The organism is Tenacibaculum aiptasiae (genome assembly GCF_008806755.1).
GTDB classification, from domain to species: domain Bacteria; phylum Bacteroidota; class Bacteroidia; order Flavobacteriales; family Flavobacteriaceae; genus Polaribacter; species Polaribacter aiptasiae.
Genome location: NZ_WAAU01000030.1, coordinates 35,702 through 61,099 on the forward strand (window position 1 = coordinate 35,702; position 25,398 = coordinate 61,099).

22 protein-coding genes are annotated in these 25,398 nt (G+C 29.8%); 12 read left to right on the forward strand and 10 right to left on the reverse strand.

Features of this window, described 5'->3' with window-relative positions:
- The coding region (locus F7018_RS15210) for a WD40/YVTN/BNR-like repeat-containing protein (RefSeq protein WP_175578753.1) at positions 1-4,524 on the reverse strand (4,524 nt) is incomplete at its 3' end.
- A gap of 167 nt (positions 4,525-4,691) precedes the next feature.
- On the opposite strand from F7018_RS15210, the gene F7018_RS15215 reads away from it, so the two are divergent.
- Positions 4,692-6,713 (forward strand): ComEC/Rec2 family competence protein, encoded by a 2,022-nt coding sequence (locus F7018_RS15215; RefSeq protein ID WP_150900960.1) that lies wholly within the window; start codon positions 4,692-4,694, stop codon positions 6,711-6,713.
- A gap of 8 nt (positions 6,714-6,721) precedes the next feature.
- On the opposite strand, the gene F7018_RS15220 is transcribed toward F7018_RS15215, so the two are convergent.
- From F7018_RS15220 to F7018_RS15235, 4 genes are all read right to left on the reverse strand, one after another.
- Positions 6,722-7,240: a thioredoxin family protein gene (locus F7018_RS15220; RefSeq protein WP_150900961.1), complete on the reverse strand. Its 519-nt coding sequence runs from the start codon at positions 7,238-7,240 to the stop codon at positions 6,722-6,724.
- 97 nt (positions 7,241-7,337) lie between these two features.
- Positions 7,338-8,918 (reverse strand): peptide MFS transporter, encoded by a 1,581-nt coding sequence (locus tag F7018_RS15225; RefSeq protein WP_150900962.1) that lies wholly within the window; start codon positions 8,916-8,918, stop codon positions 7,338-7,340.
- 69 nt (positions 8,919-8,987) lie between these two features.
- Positions 8,988-10,379 (reverse strand): peptide MFS transporter, encoded by a 1,392-nt coding sequence (locus F7018_RS15230; protein ID WP_150900963.1) that lies wholly within the window; start codon positions 10,377-10,379, stop codon positions 8,988-8,990.
- Positions 10,380-10,382: 3 nt separating this feature from the next.
- Entirely contained in the window at positions 10,383-12,530 is a 2,148-nt protein-coding gene (locus F7018_RS15235) for a S9 family peptidase (protein WP_150900964.1), read from the reverse strand.
- Positions 12,531-12,672: 142 nt separating this feature from the next.
- Between F7018_RS15235 and F7018_RS15240 the strand changes: the two genes are divergently transcribed.
- The 4 genes from F7018_RS15240 to F7018_RS15255 are packed head-to-tail and all read left to right on the forward strand — an operon-like array spanning position 12,673 to position 16,900.
- On the forward strand, positions 12,673-13,944 hold the full coding sequence (locus tag F7018_RS15240; protein WP_150900965.1) for a hydroxymethylglutaryl-CoA reductase, degradative: 1,272 nt from the start codon (positions 12,673-12,675) through the stop codon (positions 13,942-13,944).
- A 1-nt stretch (position 13,945) separates the two neighbouring features.
- Complete coding sequence (locus F7018_RS15245) at positions 13,946-14,875, forward strand: GYDIA family GHMP kinase (protein ID WP_150900966.1); 930 nt, start codon at positions 13,946-13,948, stop codon at positions 14,873-14,875.
- Positions 14,875-16,086, forward strand: coding sequence for a BaiN/RdsA family NAD(P)/FAD-dependent oxidoreductase (locus F7018_RS15250; RefSeq protein WP_150900967.1), 1,212 nt, complete (start codon positions 14,875-14,877; stop codon positions 16,084-16,086). The genes F7018_RS15245 and F7018_RS15250 overlap by 1 nt, the downstream gene beginning before the upstream one ends.
- Positions 16,087-16,129: 43 nt before the next feature.
- The gene (locus F7018_RS15255; RefSeq protein WP_150900968.1) at positions 16,130-16,900 is read left to right on the forward strand and encodes a sterol desaturase family protein; all 771 of its coding nucleotides are present in this window, start codon (positions 16,130-16,132) and stop codon (positions 16,898-16,900) included.
- On the opposite strand, the gene F7018_RS15260 is transcribed toward F7018_RS15255, so the two are convergent.
- The 4 genes from F7018_RS15260 to F7018_RS15275 all read right to left on the reverse strand — a co-directional run bounded on the left by F7018_RS15260 (position 16,897) and on the right by F7018_RS15275 (position 18,568).
- Positions 16,897-17,517 carry a hypothetical protein gene (locus tag F7018_RS15260; protein WP_150900969.1) on the reverse strand — a complete coding sequence of 207 codons (621 nt, stop codon included), beginning with the start codon at positions 17,515-17,517 and terminating at the stop codon, positions 16,897-16,899. The two genes, F7018_RS15255 and F7018_RS15260, sit on opposite strands and share 4 nt — an antisense overlap.
- A 63-nt stretch (positions 17,518-17,580) precedes the next feature.
- Positions 17,581-17,865 (reverse strand): hypothetical protein, encoded by a 285-nt coding sequence (locus tag F7018_RS15265; RefSeq protein WP_150900970.1) that lies wholly within the window; start codon positions 17,863-17,865, stop codon positions 17,581-17,583.
- Between the two features lie 16 nt (positions 17,866-17,881).
- Positions 17,882-18,115, reverse strand: a complete 234-nt coding sequence (locus F7018_RS15270; protein WP_150900971.1) for a hypothetical protein — start codon at positions 18,113-18,115, stop codon at positions 17,882-17,884.
- 93 nt (positions 18,116-18,208) lie between these two features.
- Positions 18,209-18,568 carry a MotA/TolQ/ExbB proton channel family protein gene (locus F7018_RS15275; protein WP_150900972.1) on the reverse strand — a complete coding sequence of 120 codons (360 nt, stop codon included), beginning with the start codon at positions 18,566-18,568 and terminating at the stop codon, positions 18,209-18,211.
- Between the two features lie 213 nt (positions 18,569-18,781).
- Here F7018_RS15275 and F7018_RS15280 point away from each other — a divergent pair, with 213 nt between their 5' ends.
- The 7 genes from F7018_RS15280 to F7018_RS15310 are packed head-to-tail and all read left to right on the forward strand — an operon-like array spanning position 18,782 to position 24,959.
- Positions 18,782-19,843 carry a sensor histidine kinase gene (locus F7018_RS15280; protein WP_150900973.1) on the forward strand — a complete coding sequence of 354 codons (1,062 nt, stop codon included), beginning with the start codon at positions 18,782-18,784 and terminating at the stop codon, positions 19,841-19,843.
- Entirely contained in the window at positions 19,836-20,540 is a 705-nt protein-coding gene (locus F7018_RS15285; RefSeq protein ID WP_150900974.1) for a LytR/AlgR family response regulator transcription factor, read from the forward strand. Before F7018_RS15280 ends, F7018_RS15285 begins: the two co-directional genes overlap by 8 nt.
- 34 nt (positions 20,541-20,574) lie before the next feature.
- A complete protein-coding gene (locus F7018_RS15290) occupies positions 20,575-21,654 on the forward strand; it encodes a diphosphomevalonate/mevalonate 3,5-bisphosphate decarboxylase family protein (protein WP_150900975.1) in 1,080 nt (359 codons plus the stop codon).
- A gap of 19 nt (positions 21,655-21,673) precedes the next feature.
- Positions 21,674-22,168 (forward strand): toxin-antitoxin system YwqK family antitoxin, encoded by a 495-nt coding sequence (locus tag F7018_RS15295; RefSeq protein ID WP_175578754.1) that lies wholly within the window; start codon positions 21,674-21,676, stop codon positions 22,166-22,168.
- A 50-nt stretch (positions 22,169-22,218) separates the two neighbouring features.
- The gene (locus tag F7018_RS15300) at positions 22,219-23,145 is read left to right on the forward strand and encodes a mevalonate kinase family protein (protein ID WP_150900977.1); all 927 of its coding nucleotides are present in this window, start codon (positions 22,219-22,221) and stop codon (positions 23,143-23,145) included.
- Positions 23,146-23,155: 10 nt separating this feature from the next.
- Complete coding sequence (locus F7018_RS15305; RefSeq protein WP_150900978.1) at positions 23,156-24,076, forward strand: geranylgeranylglycerol-phosphate geranylgeranyltransferase; 921 nt, start codon at positions 23,156-23,158, stop codon at positions 24,074-24,076.
- Between the two features lie 46 nt (positions 24,077-24,122).
- The gene (locus F7018_RS15310) at positions 24,123-24,959 is read left to right on the forward strand and encodes a pseudouridine synthase (RefSeq protein WP_150900979.1); all 837 of its coding nucleotides are present in this window, start codon (positions 24,123-24,125) and stop codon (positions 24,957-24,959) included.
- Positions 24,960-24,990: 31 nt separating this feature from the next.
- Here the strand turns inward: F7018_RS15310 and F7018_RS15315 are convergent, their stop codons facing one another.
- Entirely contained in the window at positions 24,991-25,362 is a 372-nt protein-coding gene (locus F7018_RS15315; protein WP_150900980.1) for a heavy-metal-associated domain-containing protein, read from the reverse strand.
- Between the last annotated feature and the right edge of the window lie 36 nt (positions 25,363-25,398).

Sequence of the window (25,398 nt, forward strand, 5' to 3'; positions counted from 1 at the left end):
TATAGTATATTCATAATCATAAGTACCTGCGGTGGTTCCTGAACTTACGGTTATTGTTCCATCGGAGTTCATTACAATACTTCCACTTTGATGTGTTGGTGAAGCTCCTGCTGTTAAAGTAACTTCTGAAACGTTCAATAAAGTTCCATTTAACGTATCGTTTGTTAAAACACTAGCTGTGACTCCTCCTACTTTTCCGTTGATTCCTGTAAAGGTTTCTGTTACCGCCGTAACTGTATTCTGTACAGATTCAATTTTAATTAAATAATCTTCAACTTGCCCTGTAATAACATGACAACTATTTACATTTCCTTCATACCCAATTACACGCATTCTTAAATTGGTATCATAAACTACATCTTCTGTAGGAATAGTAATAGTTCCTGTAAAAGTTTCGCCACCAGCTACATTCTGCCTAGCGACAGTTTCATTATAGCCCGTAAAATCTCCATCATTATTATAATCTATATAAACTACATAACTTAAATTAAATCCTGGAGTATAAGAGTCAGTTATTGAAATTGAATAACTCTCTCCTTCTTTTACATCGTATATTATATTAGTAAAATCTTGATAGCCTTCACTTCCTGAGCTATCATTAGAGTTTCCATTAAAGGTTACGTTGTTAATTACTTTAAACCAAGGACTATTATCTACAACTGGGGTACATATTGTTTTATCTGTATCAAACCTAACCACATTACTATAATATGTTTTTCCACCTGCAGCATATTTTATTCTAAACTGATATGAATTTCCTATTACAGTATTAATCTCTGTTTCGATATTAAACTTTGTATCTTTACTATATATGGAAGGATTAAATGAAATACTATTATCAAAAGCAGTAGTTCCATATTCTATAAACAATCCTTCTAAATCATTATTCTCTGGAAAAACTATTCCTTTTAACTTCCATTGATTATTCCCTAAATTTAAAGCTACTAAACTTTCTGCTAATGGAATTTTATGTGGCGTAAGTTCAAAACTTTGTTTATCTCCATAATGAATTCCATATGCATCTCTCACGAAAGGACGATAATAATATTTTCCATTATAGTCTAAATCACTTATTGTATTTTGAAATATCGTATTATTTGATACTATTGAAGAATGTAAACTTACTGATGAATTATTTATATTCAAATCTCCGTCAAATTTAGAATATACAAATCCTGAATTGATAACATTAGTTGCTCCCTCAAATGTAGCTTCCAAGGTTACAGTATTACTATTGACTAATGAATGCTGTATATTATTGAAATTTACTTTAGATTTCACTTCTACTAATAAATCAACTGTTTGTGTAGTACCTGTTGTTTGACATGAAGTTGGTGCTGTTGATGATTCAATACCTGTCACTCTCATTAATAGATATTTATTCTTAACTGCAGAGTTAGGCACAGTAAAATTAGACGTATATTCATCTACCAATCCTCCTGAACTAATTATTTCTTCATTTATATCATCAAAATCACCATCATTATTATAATCTATCCATGCTTTTAAATAAAGATTATACGAACCTGCATAACTATCTTTTATAAAAATTGATGATTGTTCTCCTGCAAAAAAATTAAATACTTTATTTGTAGCAACATAATTGCTTTTATCTGTTACACTATATTCTTCTTCGTTTAATTTAATAGTACTAATCCCTTTATACCATGGAAGATTCCAAGTACTAGTTAATACACAGTTAGGTGTTATTGGATTGGCTTTAACATGAATATATTGTTCTTTAACAATAGTATCTGAACCATTTGTATTACTTGCTTTTAATGTTACCTTATAATAGCCTACAGTTGATAATACTACTTTTGGTGTTGTTTGATTAGCTATATTAATTACATCGTTACCATTTTCTATTGTCCACTCTAATTCAGTCGCATTAGAAGATTGATCGACCAAAGTGATTGAATCTCCTTCTTTAATTTCATTTGAATCATTCCCATAAATATTGAAATCTGCCACTGGTTTGTTTCCATTTTTATCTAATACAGATTGTAGGCTTGAACTCCAAACACCTCTTCCATATTTTGACACATATAACCTACCATCATTATTAGGATAATAAGCAATACGCATATCTGAAAGATTTTGTAACGGTAACCCTTTATTAAATTCAACCCAATTGGTTAGATTTTCATCTGAATAATATACTGTCAGATTGGTATATATATAAACTCCTTCTGTAGTATTTTTATCCATTAATACTGAGGCTGGATTGGTTGATGGAAAATTACCTTTTAACTTCCAAGTTTCTCCTTTATCTTTTGAGATATACACTCCTGCGTTAGTAGCAATGACAATTATATTTTCGCTATAAGGATGTGTTGCTATTCTATAATGCGATACTTTGGGTGCATTTGAAAGCTCTATCCAAGTAGGTTCAGCTGCCGACAAGTTTTCTGTATAAAACAGCCTGTTTCCTACTTCATCTCCCAAAAACGCTAATTCTTTATTTGCTCTTGATTGTTCAAAGGTTCCTGGATGTAAACTTGTAATTCCAGCTGAAGTAACCTTAACTGTTTCCCAATTATCATGAACTGGCACCCATGAATGTCCTGTAGAATTCGCTTGATTCTCTCCTTTAAAACCATTTACTAACCACCCATCTTTATTTAATGGGGAACGAACTAAACGTACATCACCTGTAGTAAATCCATATAATCTATTTGCATTAAAATAATCGGCATTAATATTATTGTACACAGAAAACTCATTAGTTCCACCATCTAATTTTACTTTAAGACTTCCTGTAATAAATTTAGTATCATCATTAGGTTGTATTCTTCCTCTATAAACATCTGCTGAAGCTACATGACTATCTCTTCCATTCCTCGTAAATATTTGTCCTATGTCCTGCCCTCCTGTCATAAATACTCCTTTATCCATTAGACTAACATCCATTTGACTTCCTTCAGAAACACAAATATCTCCGTTTTTAGAAACTACCTTACTATTTAAATAAGCTTTCTTAGACAAACCTGAGGCTGTTACTTCAGCATCTGTGGGAAATAAATCATCTTCTTTAATTGCCCACATACCTCCATCATTACACCAAAACACAGAATCTTTTGCTACATTCGTTGTAACATATCTATTATCAGCCCAATTACTTTCTCCATAACTTGGTTTATACTCCCATAGAATTCCTCCATCTTCACTACCCCAAAACTTTTCTCTTAACGTTAACATTCTATTTGGATTATTGGGACTCACAAAAAAGTCACTAATCCAAGTAGCTGAAGAATAAGGATTTATACTCCCATAATAATCTGACGTTTCTTCTGTAAATCCTTGAGCATTTGTTGCTTTTACTAAAGGAACTGGTCCATTAGGATAATTATAAGTTGGGTGTTTCACTTCTGTGAAATTAAAATAAGAAGTATTATCTGCTGGATTAGGATTAAAATCTGATTTCCATAAACCTATAAATCTTGTGGGGGTATTTCCATCATCTAAACCATAAGCAAAAACCTGAGTAGAACCCGTTGTTGGCTTATAAAGCCCTAAATAAAATCGATCTACCTTATTCAGGTGTGTTATAATATTTTTCTCTATAAAGGTATCTCCTTTATCTTTTGAGAAATTTAAAACTGGGTCAACATCTGCATTATTATCTGATACTATTATTAAGTCCCAATTATCTGTTAAGTCAATATCTGTATAACTCCCCGTTAATTTCAACACCCAATTTAATCCCGAATTTACACTTAAATAAATACCATTGGATGTAGCTGCTAGTACTCTAGTTGCATCTACTGGATCTGAGTGAATATCATAAATAGTACCTGAAATCCCTGAACTTCTGTCCTCCCAAGAGATACCTTCATTATTAGAATACCAAACCTTTTGATCTTCTGCTGCTCCTAGGTACAATATAGATGGATTGGATTTATTTACATCAATACACGAAGTATTATCTGTTGCAAAATAATCGGTTTGAGGTATCCAATTCCTACCATAATTAACTGTTTTCCAAAGCCCTCCATTTCTGGCACAGGCATACATAATCGCTGGGTTTGTTGGATGCATTTCTAAATATTGTATTGCTCCATTACCAGTCGCTGACCAGTGCACTTCAGGATCGCCAAAAGGCCCTAAATTTTTCCAACTTCCGTATCCATTATTATTAGGAATACTCGACGTAAAAAATGTTGCTACTTTTTCATAATTTGTTGTTTGTTTTTTAGTACTTGGCAAAGCCTTTCTATAAACCAATAATTCTTTATAAGATCCTAAATCTGAAGTTAAATAACCCTCACTATCTAATTTTGGCTTTACTCTTTTTTCTAGTTTTTCAAAATGCTCTATAGTTTCACTATCTAAATTATGAGTAGATTTATAAGCTTTAAATGCTGAAACAACATCAGAAAATTTTACTTTTTCTTGTAAGAGCATATCTTGCCAAACTGGATGTTCGTATGCATTTTTATCTAAAAAAATTAGTTTTTTCTTAGTTTCGTTATTACAAGAAAACAATAGAGAAAAGGCTATTATGAGTACTATTCTTTTCATATTTAATAATTTAGGATATCAATTATTTCAATATGCAAAGGGACGTTTTATATCGCTAATTTCCTCATCAAAAATAACTACCGTACACATATATGTAATAAACGGTAGGAAATATGTAATAAACGGTAAATATCTATATATCTAAAAACCATAGTTTTATCAGTGCTATGAAAAAACTATTGGAATTTTTACCTTTTCATTTCCTTATATGTGTCATTTTAGGCATTATTATCCAATTTTATTTAAATGTTTGGCAGCTTAACTTTATTTACATTGGGTTTATTACTCTTTTAATCTTATCAATTTTATATGCTTTAAAAAGAAAGAACCTCCGTAGATTATTTTCTTTAATAACTTTACTTTTTTTTCTCTTTATTGGAATTGTTATTACATTCATAAATAACCCTAAAAATCATCCTAACTTTTATTATAAGTATATTTCTAAGAATTCATCTACAGTACTTATAATCAAGAAAAATTTAAGATCTAACCAATACTATCATAAGTTTGTTGCTCAAATAGTTCAAATTGATTCAAATAAAACAGTAGGTAATATTCTTTTAAACATAAAAAAAGACAGTTCTTCTATTTCTTTAAAAATTGATGATCGAGTTTTTATAAAAACTCAATTTAAAGACATTCCTTCTCCCCTTAATCCTTATCAATTCAATTACAAAAACTATTTAGCTAAACAATATATTTATCATCAAGCTTTTATTAATAAAGATGAATTCAAACTTTTAAAAAAGAAAACATTTTCACTAACTGGTTTTGCTGAAAATTTCAGAAACAAGATTCAATCTTCTTTAAACAAACTCCATTTCAATCCTGATGAACGAGCAGTTATTGATGCTCTATTATTAGGTGAAAGGAAAAATATGTCGAAAAAATTACTTGAGAGTTATACTAAAGCAGGAGCCATTCATATTTTAGCTATATCTGGTTTACATGTAGGTATTATTTTTATAATTCTAAACTATCTGTTTAAACCTCTTGAAAAGCTTAAACACGGTCGTATAGCTACAACTCTCTTTGTTATTTTATTGCTATGGTCGTTTGCTTTTATAACTGGATTATCTGCTTCTGTTGTTAGAGCCGTTACTATGTTTAGCTTTCTTAATATTGGAAAGGCTTTTAAAAAAAAGAAAGTTATAGAGTTCTCTATCATTAGCTCTATGTTCTTTTTACTATTAATAAAACCTTTATTTTTATTTGATATTGGATTTCAATTAAGTTACTTAGCCGTTTTTGGTATTATTTGGATACAACCAAGATTATCAACCTTATGGAAGTCTAAGTTTTTTTTCTTTAAAAAATTCTGGGATTTATTTACCGTATCTATTGCTGCTCAAATTAGTGTATTACCAATTAGCTTATTCTATTTCCATCAATTTCCTAGTTTATTTATTATTTCAAACCTCATTATAATTCCATGTTTAACATTTATCTTAATTGGTGGGGTTTTAATTATAATATTAGCTTCTTGTAATTCTACACCCTCATTTTTAATTGACTCTTATGCTTTTATTATTTCTAAAATGAATAAAGTTATTGACTGGATTTCCAATCAAGAGAAGTTTTTATTTCAGGAAATTTCAATGTCTTTTTATGAAATGATGTTTTGGTATTTAATACTCATCTTTTCTTTTCAATTTATTATTTCTAAAAAGATGAATTATTTCATCTATACATTAACAACAGTATTATTTCTTCAGGGGCATCTGATTTTCAAAAAGTATACTCAAGAAAATAAACAAGAAGTAATCGTTTTTCATAATCAACGAAAAAACTTAATAGGAATACGAAATGGCAAAAAACTACAAATCTTTCAATCGTTAGACGCCCTTAATAATTTTACTAAAAATATAATTAAGAATTATAACACAAATGAATCTATAAATAAAACTATAGTTACCCCTCAAACTAATGTATTTAAGTTTAAATCTGATACTATTTTAATTATTGATAGTTTAAATGTTTATAAACTTCCAATTGAAAACTCAATCATTATTTTACAAAACTCTCCCAAAATCAATTTAGTTCGCCTAATAAATACATTAAATCCTAAATTAATAATTGCTGATGGAAGCAATTATAAAAGCTATGTAACTCGATGGAATTTTACTTGTAAAAACAAAAAAACTCCGTTTTACTATACTGGTAAAAACGGAGCTTATTTTATTAACTAAAACGTATTTTAGATTGAACCTTTAAAGTTCTTTTCAAACTCTTTCCAACTTGTTTTTTTATAATTATCATTATTAAAAAACGCTAACACTTTTTCAAAACGTTCTTTAGGCATATAACCTGGTACTGTTTGAATCAGTTGCTCTTTTTCGTTAAAGAAGGCTGTTGAAGGATAACTCATTTTTCCTTTCATTATAGCAGCTGCTAATTCATGATATTTACTTCTTCCTTGTTGAACAAACTTATATGTTTTTCCTTGAAAACTGATATCTTCTCTTCCTTCTCCGTCCATCTTCACTGCATAATAGTTATCATTTATATATTTAACTATTACTTCATTTTTATAAGTTGTTTTATCCATCTTCTTACACCAACCACACCAGTCTGTATATAAATCGATTAAAATTGGTTTAGGATTTACTTTATTTTTTGCCATTGCTTCTTCAAAAGTTAACCAATTAACTTTATCCTGAGCCTTCACTCCAGCTGAAACAATTACTAAAACTGCTACTAATATTAATTTCTTCATATCTCTTAAGTCTCAATAAGTATTCCAAATTTACAAAAAAACCTGCCAAATATTAATATTTAGCAGGTTGTAATATTGTTTTAACTTTTATTTAGGATTATTTTACCCCGTGCATTAACTTTTTCATTACTGGTGTTAAAGCCATTAAAATTACTCCAGCTAGCATTGGAACTAATGTAAATATTAAGAAGAATGTACTCATATCATAGGCAGCTGTAATCTTATCAATCATACCTCCCATTGATCCAGCAGCTTTATTTCCCATTCCTACTGCTATATACCATAATCCAAACATCATTCCTATTTTAGTTGCCGGTACTAACTTAGATACATAAGATAAACCTACTGGTGATAAACATAATTCTCCGATTGTATGTAAAAAATATGCTAATATTAACCATATCATACTTACTGAAGCTGTTTGAGCTCCTTGTGGAATTGCTGAAGAACCGTAAGCTAAAGCTCCAAATCCTAATCCTAAAAGAACTAAACCTAACCCAAACTTAACTGTCGCTGGCGGATTAAATTTACTTTCCCATATTTTTGAAATTAATGGCGCAAAAGCAATAATATAAAAAGAATTTAAAATTGAGAACCATGATGCTGGCACCTCTGTTTTTACGTCACTATATTGATTTTTTAACATCCAAAAAACTATAGCCCATATTATTATAAAACTAGTACCTAAAAATATATTTGATAAAGCATATTTTGAGAATGTAATTTTAAATAATTTAAATAATACATAAGTAATAATTAACAAAGGAACTACCGTTAATAGTGTATTAGCTATTCTAAAAATATTAGCTGAATCTCCTTCTAAAACTCTATTAGTATAATCACTAGCAAAAATTGTCATTGATCCTCCTGCTTGTTCAAAAGCAGCCCAGAAAAACACTGTAAAAAAAGCTAAAATACCTACAACAATATATCTATCTCTTTGAACATTTGCAGGAACATTTTCTTCAACAATTTCTTTTTGTAAAGATTCAGTTTCAATCGCATCTTCTAAATCTACATTTTTAGATGGTGCCAAACCAATTTTTCCAAAGATTCCTTGAGCAAACCAGAACTGTAACATTCCAAAGAACATAAAGATACCAGCTAATCCGAATCCATAATGCCATCCAGATGTTTCTCCTACGTATCCACATAATAAAATACCTATAAACGCACCTGCATTTACTCCCATGTAAAAGATAGTAAAAGCTCCATCTTTCTTTTCTTGAGCATTTTTATAAACACCATTTATAATTGAAGTAATATTCGGTTTAAACAATCCATTTCCTGCTACTAAACACCCAATACCTACATATAAACTCCATGGTGTATTTAATGCCATTGTAGCATGCCCTATAGTCATTATTAATGCACCTAAAGCAACTGCCCATCTATAACCTAAAAATTTATCTGCTAAAATCCCTCCTATAATAGGTGTAAAATATACTAGCATAGTATAAGTACCATACAATCCTAAAGCATCTTCTCTCGACCAGCCCCAACCTGGATTATCTCCTGTAATTGCAGATGTTAAAAATAACACTAAAATTGCACGCATTCCGTAATACGAAAAACGCTCCCACATTTCCGTAAAAAATAGTACAAATAACCCAGATGGATGTCCCATCAATAATTTACGATTCATCTCTGAACCTTCAAACCTAATACTAGTATTCATATTTTTCTTATATATTTATAATGAAAGAAACCTTGCAATAATATACATTACAAGGTTTAATTTTTATTTTTAGTTATTATCAGCTAATTCAAATCCTTCCGCTTCTTCGTACTTTAAATCTCTTTCGTTATCTTCTGCTCCATGAGTTAAAGCCTCTAATTTCTTTCTAAATACAAGCATTAACAGTCCAAAAGCTACGCAAAAAACAGCTATTCCTGTAAAAATTGTAAATTCACCTAAACTCTCTGAGGCTTCACCTAATAATCCTGCTACTTTATTTCCTATTCCAGTCATTGCAAAATAAACTCCCATCATTATAGATGCATATTTTACTGGTGCTAATTTTGTAATATATGAAAGTGCTACTGGTGAAATACATAATTCTCCTATTGTATGGAATAAATATGCTAATACTAACCAATACATTGCAGAAGAACCATCCGCATCAAACTGTGCAGCTGCTCCCGTCATAAAAAAGAATCCTGCCCCCATTATAATTAGTCCCATTATCATTTTAAATAATGATGTTGAAACCTTTCCTTTCAATTTTCTATTGGCCCAATATGCAGCAACTGAAGTCCCTAAAAAGATAATAAACATTGCATTTAATGACTGAAACCATGAAGCCGGTACTTCAAAGCCCATTAACATTCTACTTGTCTTATCTTTAGCATAAATATTCATCAATCCTCCGGCTTGTTCAAAAGCTCCCCAGAATATTATTACTAATAAAAATGAAATTAAAAGTACAACAACTCTATCTTTCTCTATTTTAGTTAAAGGCTTTTTTAACGCTTCTTTATCTTCTTTATTCTCTGATTTCCCTAAATAATCTCCAACTCCTTTTAAGTGTTTTTGACCTAATACATATTGCAATAAACCTAAAGCCATTCCAATACCTGCTAGACCAAACCCATAGTGCCATCCATAAGTTTCTCCTACGTATCCTACAATTAAAGCTGATAAAAATGCACCTACATTAATTCCAATATAAAAAATTGTAAATCCTTTATCTCTTCTAATATCTCCTTGCTTATATAAACCTCCAACCATTGTTGAAATATTTGGTTTAAGCATTCCTACTCCTGCAATAATTAAACCTAGTCCTGTATAAAAAGCCCACATCTGTTCGATAGCCAAAACACTATGCCCTGCAACTAGCAAAATCCCTCCGTACAATACAGATTTCTTTTGCCCTAAAACTTTATCAGCAATCCAACCCCCTGGTATTGACATTAAGTATACTAACATTGTATAAGTTCCATACAATGATAACGCATCTCCATTAGACCAACCTAACCCTGCATTTTCATCTGTAGTTTTTGCTACTAAATATAATACTAGAATTGCTCTCATTCCGTAATACGAAAAACGTTCCCACATTTCCGTAAAAAACAGAACATATAATCCTACTGGATGCCCAAATAATTCTTTTTGTTTAATAGAAGTTGAATTTGCCATATTTTATAAGTTGTTTTTAATAAAGTTTGTCATTTTTGTATACAAATGTAAACGAGTATTTCCACCATAAATTCCGTGGTTTTTATCTGGATACATTCCCCATTCAAATTGTTTATTTGCTTGGATTAATGCTTCTGCCATTCTGTAAGCATTTTGTACATGTACATTATCATCACCAGTACCGTGAATTAACAAGTACTTACCTTTTAATAACTCTGGGTAATTTAATGGTGAATTTTCATCGTAACCTGTAGGATTTTCCTCAGGTGTACGCATATAACGTTCTGTATAAATTGTATCATAAAAACGCCATGTAGTAACTGGTGCTACTGCAATTGCCGCAGCAAAAACATCGTTTCCTTTTAATAATGAGTTTGTACTCATATGACCTCCAAAAGACCATCCCCAAATTCCAATTCTCTTAGCATCTACATATGGCAACTCAGCTAATTTTTTAGCTACTGCAATTTGATCTTCTGTTTCATGCTTTACTAAATTCATGTACGTTACTTTTTTAAAGTCACGTCCTTTAAATCCTGTTCCTCTTCCATCTACACACACAATAATATATCCATCTTGTGCTAACATTTGATGCCAATAATCATTTGCACTATTCCAACGGTTGGCTACTTGTTGAGATCCTGGTCCTGAATACTGATACATCAATACTGGATATTTTTTATTAGGATCAAAATTAGCTGGCTTAATTGTATACATATTTAAGTCTTCACCATTTACATTAATAGTTGAAAACTCTTTTTTACTTAAATTGTATTGCGCTACTAATTCTTTTAAAGCCGCATTATCTTTTATTGTTTTTAATACTTTTCCTTCATCGTTTCTTAATGTATACACATTTGGCGTATTAGCATCTGAAAAAGTATTGATAAAATAATGCATGTTTTTACTAAATGAAGCTCTATTAGTTCCATCAGGATTACTTAATAACTTTTTATTCTCTCCTTTTAAAGAAATACTATAAACTCCTCTATTGATAGAACCATTTTCTACCGATTGGTAATAAATTGTTTTTTTATCTTCATTATAACCATAATATGAAGTTACTTCCCAATTACCTTTAGTAACTTGGTTAATTAACTTTCCTGATTTATCGTAGTGATAAATGTGGTTAAATCCATCTTTTTCACTTGTCCAAATAAAACTGTTATCTTTTAAGAAAGTTAAGTCATCATTAACTTCTACATAAGCCTTATCCGTTTCATTCAATACTAAAGAACTGTTATATGTTTTAGCATCAACAAAATACATTTTTAAATCATTTTGATGACGATTTAACGTACGGATTGATAATATATTACCTTCGTTAGTCCAGTTAATTCTTGGAATATATTCATATTCTCCTACAGTAATCTCAGCTGTTTTATTTGTTTCAAAAGAAAAAATATGTAAAGAAACTTTTGCATTGTCTTCTCCAGCTTTTGGATATTTAAATACATGTTGTGTAGGATATTTCCCTTGTCCGTAAACATCCATTGAAAAAGTTTTCACTTTACTTTCGTCAAATCGTAAATACGCTAAATATTTACTATCCTTACTCCATTCGAAAGCTTTTACAAAACCAAATTCTTCTTCATATACCCAATCTGTAATACCATTAATAATTTCGTTTTTCTTTCCATTACTTGTAATTTGGTAAACTACATTGTTTTCAGAATAATCTTTAATAAATAAATTATTTCCTTTTGCATAAGCTACCTTTTTACTATCTGGAGAAAAAGTTGGTTCTTGAATGTCCTCTCCAATTAAATCTAACGATTTCGTTGCAATATCATAAACATAAAAGGTACCTAAAAAAGAACGACGAAAAATCGGTTTAAAGGCAGTACCTAAAATCAATTTTGTTTCGTCGTTATTAAAACTATATGATTGAAATGTTTTTAATCCACTTAAATCTTTACTATCTACAATTGTGGCTACTTTTTCTAAAGTTTCATAGCTATATTTATCTACAGAAGTGCTTCCATCGGCATAATTCAATAATGAGTAAAAATCGCCATTCATTGAATTTAAAGAGTTCATGTAATCAGCTCTAAACGTGCCATTTCTCCATATATCTTCTAAAGAAACATCTTTTTTTTGTGCTTGCACAAACGTAGATATCCCTATAAAAAACATTAATATTTTCTTCATATTGATTTGTTGTTTGTATAAAAAGTTTGCCAAGTTTACGGAAAAATCATCAAAAATCCCTCCAAAATTGGTAGAAATCCTAAATAACAACCCTATTTTAACAGGATTCATTTATCTTTGGCCCTTATAAAACTAACAAAGAATGTCGAAAATTATTTCAGGTTTTTCTAAGCTTTCAAAAGAAGAAAAAATAGATTGGTTGTCTACTAATTATTTTAACAACCAACCAGAAATTATTAAAACTATAAAACAGTATTGGAATGTAGATGAGAAATTACAACAACTACATGACGATTTTATTGAGAATACCATTTCTAACTTTTACATGCCTTACGGTATAGCTCCTAATTTTGTTATTAACAACAAAAACTATGTAATTCCTATGGTAGTTGAAGAAAGCTCCGTGGTTGCTGCTGCTTCTTTAGTTGCTAAATTTTGGAGTACTCGAGGAGGATTTAAAACCGAAGTTATTTCTACTACTAAAATTGGACAAGTTCATTTTATGTATTCTGGAAATAAAAGTGATTTAGAAGCTTATTTTAACGAGCAAAAACCAGAATTATTCAAAGCCACAGCATCTATAACTAAAAACATGGAAAAACGTGGTGGTGGTATTTTAGATATTCAATTGGTTGATAAAACTAACGATCTTGAAAATTACTATCAACTTCATGTTACTTTTGAAACTAAAGATTCTATGGGAGCTAATTTTATTAACTCTTGTTTAGAAGCAATGGCTAATCAGTTTAGAAAAGATGATATTGAAATTATAATGAGCATCCTTTCTAATTATGTTCCTGAGTGTATTGTTAGATCTGAAGTAAGTTGTAAAATTGAAGATTTAGGAGGTGATGACCCGTATAAATTTGCTAGAAAATTTGAACAAGCTGTAAAAATTGCTGAAATAGAACCATACAGAGCTGTTACTCATAATAAAGGAATTATGAATGGTATTGACTCTGTAGTGTTAGCTACTGGAAATGATTTTAGAGCTATTGAAGCTGGAGCGCATGCTTATGCTTCTAAAGATGGTCAATACAGAAGTTTAACTCATTGTAGTATTGAAGATGACGTTTTTAAATTTTGGATTGAACTTCCTTTAGCTTTAGGTACTGTAGGTGGTCTAACAGCTTTACATCCTATGGCTAAACTATCCTTAGACATGATGCAAAGGCCTTCTGCTAGAGAATTAATGGAAATTATGGCAACAGCTGGTTTAGCTCAAAACTTTGCTGCTTTACGTGCTTTAACAACCAAGGGCATACAGCATGGTCATATGAAAATGCATTTGCAAAATATTTTAAATCAACTAGAAGCTACTTCTAAAGAAAAAGAAAAAATAGTAGCTTTTTTTGAAAACAAAACAGTTTCTCATAGTGCTGTTGTTGATAAATTTAACGAATTAAGAAAATAGTTTGAATACATTTTATAGCAACGGAAAATTACTATTAACTGGTGAATATGTAGTCTTAGACGAGGCTATTTCATTAGCTGTACCTACTAAGTTTGGACAAGATTTAATTATAGAACCTATAAAAGAACCTCAACTTATTTGGGGAAGCTTTACCAATACAGGTGAATGTTGGTTTGAAGCTAGCTTCGACTTACCTAAGCTACGCCTAACCTCTGCTACTTTTAACTCTGACAAAGAAGGGAGTGCTGAATTTATTGCCGAAACTTTACGAGATATTTTACAAGAAGCCAAACGATTAAACCCTAAGTTTTTGGATAAACAACATGGTTTTATTGTAAAAACAAATCTAACTTTTCCTCAAAACTGGGGACTTGGTAGCTCTTCTACTTTAATAAACAATATAGCTTCATGGGCTGAAGTAAATCCGTTTACCTTGTTATGGAATGCTTTTTCTGGTAGTGGTTACGACATTGCTTGTGCTAGTCATAACTCACCTATTTTATATCAATTAAAAGAAAATCAACCTATTGTTAACGAAGTTATATTCAATCCAAACTTTTCGGATGAACTCTTTTTTGTTTATTTAAACCAAAAACAAAACAGTAGAGAAGGTATTTCTCAATACAAACAACATAGAAACCAAGCCAAACTTTTAATTCACGAAATAGATACTTTAACTCAAGAGTTTTTAAATACCAACTCTTCTAAAGATTTAAATAAAATAATTGTTGAACACGAACAGATAATTAGTTCTATTATTAAACAACAACCTGTTAAAAAACGTCTTTTTTCTGATTACTTTGGTGAAATTAAAAGCTTAGGTGCTTGGGGTGGTGATTTTATTTTAGCTACTGGTAATGATGACTCTATTGATTATTTCAATCAAAAAGGATTCAGCACTATCTTACCGTATAAAGAAATGATTTTATAATGAAGAAAGTAATAATTATTGGTGGTGGTGCGGCTGGTTTTTTTACAGCCATTAACGCGAAAGAAAAGAATCCAGACCTAGACATTACTATTCTTGAAAAAGGAAAAGAAGTTTTACAAAAAGTAAAAATTTCTGGTGGAGGTAGATGCAATGTTACGCATGCTTGTTTTGACCCTAAGGAATTAACTAAATTCTACCCAAGAGGTGAAAAAGAATTGTTAGGTCCTTTTCATCAGTTTATGACTGGTGATACTTTTGAATGGTTTGACAATAAAGGCGTTCCTTTAAAAATTGAAAGTGACAACAGAGTTTTCCCTGAAGCTAATACTTCACAAGCTATTATTGACTGCTTTACTAGTGCTGTTGATAAACTTGGTATTAAAGTATTAAAAAACCATGGCGTAAATAGTGTTTCTCATCATAAAAACAAATGGATTGTTAACACTAAAGCAAAGCAATTTGAAGCCGATTTTTTAGTCGTTGCTGCTGGTAGTTCTAAAAAAGTTTGGGATTTATGTAAAACTTTAGATCACTCTATTGTTCCTCCCGTTCCTTCGTTATTTACTTTCAACATTAAAGACAAACGAATTATTGACCTAGGCGGTATTTCTGTTCCTAATGCCGAAGTAAAGCTTGTTGGCACTAATCTGGAAAACAATGGTCCTTTATTAATCACACACTGGGGATTAAGTGGCCCTGCCATTTTAAAACTATCAGCTTTTGGAGCTCGTATTTTAGCTGAAAAGAACTATCAATACAATGTTCTTGTTAATTGGCTTGGACAAGATTTTGATGCTGTTTTAGACGAATTATCTCAATTAAAAAAACAACAAGCAAAAAAACAAGTAAATTTAAAATCTCCTTTTACTGACATTCCTCGTCGTTTATGGGAACGCTTGGTTGTTGCTTCTGATATTAAAACAAATCAGAATTGGGGTGATTTGAGTAACAAACTGCTTAACAATTTAGCTGATCAATTAACTAAAGGATTATTTAATGCCAATGGACGAACGACTTTTAAAGAGGAGTTTGTAACTGCTGGTGGTGTTAATTTAAAAGAAATAAACTTTAAACGCTTTGAAAGTAAACTACATGAAAATTTATTTTTTGTTGGTGAAGTTTTAAATATTGATGCTGTTACTGGCGGATTCAACTTTCAGAATGCTTGGACTGGCGGGTTCATTTGTGCAACTACTATTGCTAATCAATAATTTATTTTGTTTCTCTTCAATAATCATTTATTTTTAACAAATAATGAATGAAGAAACTTTTATTGAATTTTGGCTTCGCGACGCAACTCAAATTCTAGTTCGCTACCTTGTTATTGCAGGTTCTGCCTTTATACTTTTCTATATTCTTTTTAAAAACACTTTATGGTTTAGAAAAATCCAAAAAAAGCTCCCTAAATTAAAAGATTATAAAAGAGATATTATCTACTCTTTTATATCTGTTTCAATTTTTGCCACTGTAGCTCTTTTTGTGTTTTACTATTTACTTCCCTATACCAATATCTATTTTAATTTTGATGAATACGGTACCACATATTATATATTGAGTTGGGTTTGGATGTTTTTCTTACATGACACTTATTTTTATTGGATGCACCGTTTAATGCATCATCCTAAACTTTATAGAAAAGTTCATTTAATTCACCATAAATCGACCAACCCATCACCTTGGACTGCTTATGCTTTTCATCCTTTTGAAGCTTTTTTAGAAGCTCTCATCGCTCCTTTAATTGCTTTTACATTACCAGTTCATATTTCTTCTTTTGGACTATTCTTTTTATTCCAAATTATTTACAATGTTTATGGACATTTAGGCTTTGAATTGTATCCTAAAAAATTTCACAAAACCTTTATTGGTAAATGGATTAACACCTCCGTTGCACATAATTTACATCATAAAAGATTTAATGGTAATTATGGATTGTACTTCCTTTTTTGGGATAGAATAATGGGAACTATAAGAGACGATTATGACACTACTTTTGAAAACACCACTTCAAATAAAAACAACAACTAATAACTCATAATTGTTCCATAGTACAATAACTGGAATGTTTTTACATCTAACAACAAACAATTCATAGACATCATAATCCCATAATTTGTTTTATCGTAAAAACGATACTTAAAATAATCTATTTCATTCCCATCATGATCATAGAAAATATCATTTGTTTTGAAATGACCATTATAAAAATTTTCTAACTGTGATAATTTGTGTACGTTTATTTTAACGGAATGATTATACAAACTATCAATTTTTACTTTAAGTCTAATCCCTTTAAAGCTTAAAGCTCCTCCCTTTCTAAAAAGAATATTCTTATAATGATTGTCCTCTAATAAATCATATAAAACTTGTTCTGTATTCGCCTCACTTTGAAGTCTCTCAATATATTCAGACAAATTATTAGATAATCTATTAAATTCCTCTATTCTAGTTTTTGTCTTTTGAAACATCAAAGGTTTCTCTTCTGCCTGTTTTTCAAAAAAAGAAGTTCTTCCAGCAATTAATTCACTGTTAATACGAATAGCTTCTGTTATAGACTTATGCGCTGAATAGGTTGAAAATTTATGTTGTGAAAAACCATAAAAAGTTCCTAAAAATAGAGACATTAATATAAACTTGTTCTTCATACAACATAAATTTTTTAATAAGATACTGTATTTAAATTTATTTTTCAAAAAACAAACTCAATACTATTCTTCTTCGTAACAATTAAAAACAATTGAATAACCATATTCTATAGCTTCTTCATACAGTTCTTTTTGATCTTCATCTACATCATCTACAGAGTCTAATGTAAAGTACTCTTCTTCTATCTCTGTTACTTTCCAACCTTCATCTTTTATATAAAACTTTGCTAATCGTATAGCTCCTTCTATATCTTTATAATCTATATATAAACTTACGTAAGCTCCTATAACTTCATCGTAATGTTCTGATGACTTTCTTGGTTTTGCTAAGGCATTTATTAAAAACATATCTAATTTCTATTTTTTAAGCTAATACTCCTCTATGAGGTTTTAATGCATCTCTAAAAGTTTTCATATGCGTTTCATCTACAATAATAAAAGCATATGTATGCATTGGGTTTACTTCTTTATAATTTACCTCATCATATGGTAAACTATCAATTTGCGCAAACTCTTTCAAATGTATACAATGATGTTTTGCTGTTTCTAAACCATCTGGACCTTTAAAATCCCAAATTAGTTTTATTTTTCTACTCATAATTAAATTTTACACAACAAAAATACCCAATTCTTTATTGAATTGGGTATGATCAATTAACTAATCACAAACCTCTTTAATTAACCTCTCCTCCTATTTGTTATTCTTTAAAGTAAGTCCTATGATTCCTAGTCTAGCAATTAAAAATACTAACATCCCAAAAGAAGGAGATAGTAATCCTATTTTTAATCCACCTGCTAAAACTGCAGAACTAATTTCTGTTGCCATTGCAATTGCATCCATAGCTTGTATCATCCCTATCATAAAACCTAAAAACCCCCAAACTAAAGCCAACAAACTAATATGACTTATTAATTTTTGTGTGTGTTTTCCCTCATCTCCTTTTAGAAATGCTTTTATCAAAAGTCCCACACAAACAAGTAATAAAATTAATATTGTATACATATACAAAGGGCCTCCATCATTTAATAAATTAGCAAATAAAAATGTCATTTTTTATGTTTTTTAAAATTAATACATTTCAAATCTATCAAACAGTTTGACCTTATTTTCATAAATGCGACAAGTGAATTAATTAAATAGATGAATTACAATTTTAGTCCTCTTCTATATCTTATCTCTTATTTTATACAATTTTACTTGATAATCTTGTATTTCATCGCAAAAAATGTGTTTTATAAATAAAAAAAGTAATATTGTAAACTTATGAAAAAATCAGATTTGATTATTGGTATAATACTTAAATGTAGTGTACATTTATTGTTTTGGATAGGTGTTTATTTTTTCTACACATACTTTTTAGGTTACGGAAGTATCAACACCAAATATGTTAATCAATTTTCTTGGTTTTTAATGCCAATTACAATTGCTTCCAGTTATTTTTTCTTTATTTTTTTAATCCCTAAATATTTAATTAAAAAGAAACACATAGAGTTCATTATCTATTCTGTTTATACCTTTATAGTATCTTTCTTCTTTATTATAATTTCTATACTCTACGGATTAATTTTTTCTGCAGATTCAATGATTACTGGAAATACAATTCCTCTAACTAAAGGTTTTTTATTCATAATATTAGGCGTATACTTTGTCATTTTTATTGCAATTACATTAGGTTTAATTGTGCACAATTACAAATCTTCTCAACGAAATGAGGAACTAAGAAACAAATTCTTACAAACTCAACTCCAATTAAAAGAACAAGAGTTAAAGTTTTTAAAAATGCAAATTCACCCTCATTTTTTATTTAATACTTTAAACACTTTATATGGATTTGCACTAAAAAAATCTGAAAATACCCCAAATATGATTTTAAAACTCTCTGGATTATTAGATTATATATTGTACCAGATAGACAAACCATCTGTATTCTTGAAAAATGAAATTGAACACATAGATAATTACATTTCCTTAGAAAAAATGCGTTTTCAAGACAGTTTAAATATTCATTTTCATAAAGAAATTGAATATGATAATGTAAAAATACCTCCAATGCTATTATTACCTTTTGTGGAAAATGCATTCAAACATGGAGTTCAAATTAATGGCGTTTTAAAAGTAGACCTATCAATAAAAACCTCTCAAAACTCACTGGAGTTTAACATTCAAAACCCTATGAAAAATATCAGTTCTTCTAAAAAAGGGATTGGCTTAGAAAACATAAAAAAACGCTTAGAAATGTTGTTTCAAAATCATTATTTTTTAAATATAACTCAAGAAAACAATATCTTTAAAATTGAACTTAAAACTCCGCTAAATCATGTCTAAAAAAACAACTTGCGTAATTGTTGATGATGAGCCTATAGCCAGAGAAATTATAGCTTCATTTGTTAACAAAGTCCCTAATCTAGAACTTTTAACCTCATGTAATAACGCCACTGAAGCTATTCAAGTTATGCAAAAAAACAAAGTTGACTTATTTTTTCTAGATATTAACATGCCTGAAATTACTGGATTAAGTTTAGCTAAAATAATAGGTCAAAAATCAAAAGTAATCTTTACTACTGCTTATAGAGATTATGCCGTAGATGGGTTTAACTTAAACGTAGTTGATTACCTATTAAAACCAATTGCTTTTGAACGTTTTTTTGAAGCTATTCAAAAAGTAACAAAAAACAACAATACACTTTCTCTTATAGAAGAATCTCCACAAAAAGAGTTTATGTTTATTCGTTCAGATAGAAAAATGGTTAAAATTAATTTTAATGAAATTATATATATAGAGAGCTTAGGCGATTATGTTAAAATTTTTCTTAGCCAAACTATTATAGTCACAAGGGAAACCATGAACAATATAGAAAGTAAATTACCTCAAAATAATTTTGTGCGAATTCACAGATCCTATATTATTTCGCTTGATAAAATCTCTTCGTATACTAATGAGTTTATTGAAATAAATAAAAAGGCATTACCTATTAGTAGAAGTTATAAAGAAAGCACTTTACAAAAATTAGCAGAAGTGTAAGTGAAACTATATCTTTACGGCAAAATTTTACACTTTGAATACAGCAGAATTTAAATTCCAAGCTTCTGATAAATCAGTAGAAAACTTATCCGTTACATGGCAAACTCCAAGTAATATTGCTTTAGTTAAATATTGGGGAAAAAGTGAACCTCAAATTCCTAAAAACGCATCTATTAGCTTTACTTTAAACAATTGTCATACTACAACCACAATTGAGTTTACTAAGTCGGAAAAAAATGAGAATGCTCAATTCGAATTGTTTTTTGAAGGAAAAAAGAAAGATGATTTCAAACCTAAAATTGCTAAATTCTTTGAAAGAATTCAAGAATATTGCCCATATATATTAGAGTATAATATGGTTATCTCTTCCGAAAATTCTTTTCCTCACAGTAGTGGTATTGCATCATCTGCAAGTGGAATGTCGGCTATAGCTATGTGCTTAATGAATTTAGAAAACAAATTAAATCCCAACTTAACAGCATCATTTATAAACCAAAAAGCCTCTTTCTTAGCCAGACTTGGCTCTGGAAGTGCTAGTAGAAGTATTGAAGGTCCAATTGTTGTTTGGGGAAAACACCCAGTTATTGAGGATAGCTCCGATTTGTATGGTGTAAAACTACCTCATAAAGTTCATCCAATTTTTGAAAATTATTGCGATACTATTTTATTAGTTGACAAAGGTGAAAAGCAAGTAAGTTCTACTGTTGGCCATAACTTAATGCATAATCACCCTTATGCTGAACAACGCTTTATACAAGCTAATGAAAATTTAGAAAAAATATCAGAAATTCTTCAAAATGGTGACATCAAAGGTTTTGTTAATTTAGTTGAAAGTGAAGCTTTAACATTACATGCCATGATGCTGACTAGCAATCCTTATTTTATTTTAATGAAACCTAACACTTTAGAAATTATAAATAAAATATGGGAGTATCGTAATGAAAACGATAGCAACATCTGCTTTACTTTAGATGCTGGTGCAAATGTCCATGTACTTTACCCAAACTCAGAAAAGACTGAAGTAGAGTTATTTATTAAGAATCATTTAGCAAATTACTGCCAAAAAAATCAGTATATTTGTGATAATGTGGGGTTCGGAGCAAAACCACTATAACCTTAAATTCCTTGAAATTATGAAAACTTCAACATTAATAATAGTTATGTTTTTTGGTTTCTTAACTTCATCTATAACTGGTCAAGAAACAATTTGGTTTGATAAAAACTGGAAAGAAACAACAAAAGAGAATCATGAATTCTATAGACCAGCACCAAAAAAAATTAAAGATGGTTTTTGGATTATAGATTATTATAAAAATGGCCAAATTCAAATGGAAGGATACAGTACTATTAATAAACCTGACGGAGAAGTATTTGATGGTTTAGTCATCTACTATCACCCTAATGGCAAACCTTTCCATAAGGCTAATTATAAAAATGGTAAGTTAGACGGAGTTCGTAAAGTATTTTACGAATCTGGTGAATTAAAACAACAAGGAAAATATAACGACGGTAAAAGAGAAGGTGTTTGGAAAACCTTTTACAAAAACGGTAAAATAGAAACCAAAGGAAAATACAGAGACAACGAAAAAGTTGGAGTTTGGAAGACATTTTATAAAAATGTGTACTAGTTTGTACACTTATACAATTACTTGTACTTTTGCCTTGTAACTAAAAAATTATGAAAGGACCTTTATTTTACGCAAAAATATTACTCTTTGGTGAGTATGGAATCATAAAAGACTCTAAAGGGTTAGCTATTCCATTTAATTCATACAAAGGAGCCCTAAAATCGGCTAGTAACTTAACAGGGGAAGCAAGCAAATCAAATAATAGTTTAGTTAACTTTTATCAATACCTTGCTAATTTAGACTCAGATATCGTTTCTTTCGATTTAGTTTCTTTAAAAAACGACATCGACAATGGGATGTATTTCGATTCATCAATCCCACAAGGATATGGTGTAGGAAGTTCTGGAGCTTTAGTTGCATCTATTTATGATAAATACGCTAATAATAAAATTACTGTTTTAGAAAACTTAACTCGTGATAAATTATTAGTCCTAAAACAAATTTTTTCACTAATGGAATCTTTCTTCCATGGAAAAAGTTCAGGTTTAGACCCTTTAAACTCATACTTAAGTTTACCTATTTTAATAAACTCAAAAGAAAATATTGAACCAGCTGGTATTCCTTCTCAAAAAGAAGGTAAAGGTGCCGTGTTTTTATTAGACTCTGAGCAAATTGGAGAAACAGAACCTATGGTAAATATCTTCATGAATAAAATGAAGAACGAAGGGTTCCGTAAAATGTTAAGTGAAGAATTTTCTCTTCATACTGATGCTTGTATCGATGATTTCTTACAAGGAAACATTAAATCGTTATTTAGCAATGTAAAAAAGTTATCAAAAGTAGTTTTGATGAACTTCAAACCTATGATCCCTACTCCTTTTCATAAAGTTTGGGAAAAAGGTATTCAAACCAACGATTATTATTTAAAACTTTGCGGTTCTGGTGGTGGTGGTTATATTTTAGGTTTTACTGAAGATTACCAGAAAGCAAAAAACAGTTTAAAAGATTATAAATTAGAATTAGTGTATCGTTTTTAATAATATTACCATGAGTAGTACTTTAAAAACAAATACTTTTTTGTTAAAAATATTTAGTCTTCTTTCTGTTGTTAGAGGATATAACATATTAGTATTAATAGCAGCCCAATATTTGGCTGCTATTTTTATTTTTTCAGATAAAAAATCGATAAAACCTGTTCTTTTAGACTGGCACTTACTTTATTTAGTTATCGCAACAGTTTCTGTAGTTGCTTCTGGGTATATCATAAATAATTTTTATGATAAAAATGCTGATAGAATTAATCGACCTATAAAATCTGGCATCGATTCTTATGTAAAACAAGAGACGAAACTTTCTTTATATTTCTTTTTAAATTTTGTTGGTTTTGGTTTTGGATGGCTAGTATCTTGGAGAGCAGCTTTATTTTTTGCTTTATATATTTTTGGCATATGGTTTTATTCTCACAAACTTAAAAAACATCCTTTTGTAGGTCTAATAAGCGTAACTACTTTAACTATACTACCCTTTTTTGTTGTTTTTATACATTATAAAAATTTTTCAAAAGTAATTTTTGTGCATGCTGTATTTCTTTTTTTAGTTATCATGATTAGAGAATTAATAAAAGATCTCGAAAATATAAAAGGAGCTATTGCCAATAATTACAACACATTTCCAGTAAAATATGGGGAAAAAAACACCAAAAAGCTAATCATCTTATTAATGGTTTTAACCTTAATACCAATTGGTGTTTTGTACAACTACCCAGCTATTGAATATATGAAATACTATTTCTATTTAGCTGCTTTCACTTTATTTTTTATCGGAATTTACACCTGGGAAGCAACCAGAATTAATCAGTATCGCCTGTTACACAACATTTTAAAAATCTTATTATTAATAGGAGTATTTAGTCTACTATTCATAGATAAGTCATTAATTTTAGACAAAGTCGTTGAAGTTTTAGATTAAAAATCAAATAATTGGCGTACATTTGCCCACTTTTTAAAATTTAAGCATGAATTCAAAAAACTCGTCGAGAGGACGACAAGCTGATCGTAACAGCAATCCTCAAGGAAATAAAAGATTTAATAAAGGTTTCAAAAAAAACAAACCTAATAAACCTGCTCAGAAAAAAACTGAAGATACCGGTATTCGTTTAAATAAATTTATTGCTAACTCAGGAATCTGCTCTCGTAGAGAAGCTGATACTTATATTGAACACGGTAGTGTTTCAGTAAACAATAAATTGGTTACCGAAATGGGATATAAAGTTCAACCTGGAGACGAAGTACGTTTCGATGGAACTTTAATTTCAATAGAAAAAAAGCGTTACATTTTATTAAATAAGCCTAAAAACTACATTACCACCATGGAAGATGACCGTGGTCGTAAAACAGTTATGGAAATTGTAGCTAATGCAACAAAAGAGCGTATTTACCCTGTTGGGAGGTTAGATAGAAACACTACTGGTTTATTATTATTTACTAACGATGGAGAATTAGCAAAAAAGCTAACTCATCCAAAACACAACGTTCGTAAATTATACCATGCTTCTTTAGACAAGAAACTTTCGTTATCTGACTTAGACAAACTAAGAGGTGATGTAATTATTGAAGGAAGAAAAGTTTTTATTGATGCCGTTTCTTATGTAGAAGGTGAAAGAAAAACGGAAGTTGGTATTGAAATTCACTCTGGTAGAAACAGAATTGTTCGTAAAATATTTGAACACTTTGGATATACTGTAAAAAAATTAGACAGAGTTGTTTTTGCTGGTATGACTAAAAAGAATTTACCTCGTGGTAGATGGAGAGAGTTAACTCAACAAGAAGTAAACAACCTACAAATGTTATAACAAAAATCCCGAGTAAAAACTCGGGATTTTTTTATTTATTTTCTTTCTTATGATCTTCTTGCACTTCCTCACTTCTATATTTACAACAAGGATGTAAATTATCATACGCTTCTTTGGTTGCTTTTATAGCTTTAGTATCGTGACCAACATTTGCTAAGTTTTGTTGAATTGTTTTAACGTCTGTTTTACGCTCATCAATAATTAATTTCAACTCATGAGTTTTTACATTCCATTGCGCATATTTTACACCTTTACTATTTAAAGCAGCTTTTTCAATACGTCCTTTACACATCATACAAACTCCATCTACTTCTAAAGATACTTTTGCATTTTTCTTCTTTTTCTGAGCTTGTGCTGAAAAACCAATCAGCAATAAACCTATTATAAATATTATTTTTCTCATGTTTTTATGTATTATTTAATTGTTCTACTATTTTTT